Genomic DNA, 995 nt, shown 5'->3' on the forward strand with positions numbered 1-995 from the left:
TTGACGCCCGCCATGTCACATTACGTGTGGAAGATACAACTGGCGCCGTGGCTGAAACGACATTGATTCAACGTTTGCTGGCACCGGGCGTGACGCGCCAGGAAATTCGTACCAATGGACTTTCTGCAACCCTGTTTACGCCAGAAGGCGCTGGCCCTCATCCATTGGTCATTGTTCTTAATGGTTCTGGCGGAGGAACGCCAGAGCAACGTGCTGCACTATTCGCCGCTCACGGGTATAGCGGGCTGGCGTTGGCGTATTTTAACGCGCCAGGAAGGCCTGATTCTATTTCCGCGACACCATTGGAGTATTTTCAGCAGGCGCTTGATTGGGCGGTGGATACGTTGCAGCCGAAAAAGGGGTTTATAGCCGTGGCTGGGCATTCTCGCGGTGGTGAACTGGCACTGCTGCTAGGCGCGACATTTCCCGAGCGCGTCTCTGCAGTGATTGGCTATGTTCCCAGTGCCGTGGTGCATGGCACCCTGCGAGCAGGCCGCCCTGATGAACCTCGGGATGCCACTGCCTGGACCTGGCATGGGCAACCTCTCCGTAATGTTTGGCAGGGTAACCCGGAGGCAGACTGGCACGCCTTCGATCATCCACCACAACCCGGTGCACCTATTCGTCAAGCTCCGGCGTTTGTCGCGGTTCTGCGTGATACAGAGAGTCTGGCTGCTGCACGTATTCCGGTAGAACGTATTACCGGTCCTGTGCTGTTGATTTCAGGTACTGATGACGGATTCTGGCCATCATCGGATTATTGTGAGCACATTGTCACTACTCTGGCGGATAAACAGCACCCTTGGCCCGTCGAGCATCTGCGCAACGAGCATGCCGGACATGCCATCGGATTTCCGTTCCTCCCGACAACGGAGATTGCCAAAGTGCATCCAGTCGCAGGAGTAGTGATTGATGGCGGCGGGACACCGCTTGCCAATGCCCGGGCAAACCGACAGAGCTGGCAGCGCGTACTGGCATTTTTGTCTGCGGCAACG

Annotated in this window: 1 protein-coding gene; it reads left to right on the plus strand. The window is 57.0% G+C overall.

From position 1 onward, the window contains the following. Window positions 1-26: 26 nt before the first annotated feature. On the plus strand, window positions 27-995 hold a 969-nt coding region (locus tag J5224_RS30060; protein WP_264628714.1), incomplete at its 3' end, for an acyl-CoA thioester hydrolase/BAAT C-terminal domain-containing protein.

It is taken from the genome of Candidatus Symbiopectobacterium sp. NZEC135, assembly GCF_025962695.1.